This window comes from Rothia nasimurium, assembly GCF_928392795.1.
Taxonomy (GTDB): Bacteria; Actinomycetota; Actinomycetes; order Actinomycetales; family Micrococcaceae; genus Rothia; species Rothia nasimurium_F.
In genome coordinates this window covers 1-251 of the sequence record NZ_CAKMTJ010000044.1, presented here as the reverse complement: position 1 = coordinate 251, position 251 = coordinate 1, and the positions used below count along the sequence as shown (strand labels likewise).

1 pseudogene is annotated in these 251 nt (G+C 58.2%); it reads right to left on the bottom strand.

The window, feature by feature from the left end:
- Positions 1-226 (bottom strand): annotated as a pseudogene (locus tag L6963_RS11775) (hypothetical protein); the annotation flags it as partial.
- Between the last annotated feature and the right edge of the window lie 25 nt (positions 227-251).

Here is a 251-nt window from a genome sequence, read left to right as displayed (position 1 = left end):
GCCGGTCATACACACGAGCACCCAGAATCTCCAGGTCCCCCACGCCCAAGGAACCAGAGGCAGTCACACCCACACCAGCAGTACCAGCAGAACCAGCACCCACAACCAACGGCGAAACACCAAAAGGATCCACCCCACGCACCCCAGTAGGCACACCAGCAACACCAGCACCCAAAGACACCGGCACACCAGCAACACCCACCACAGAAGGAACAGACCCAGTCACATCCCAACTCAAGAAACAATCACCA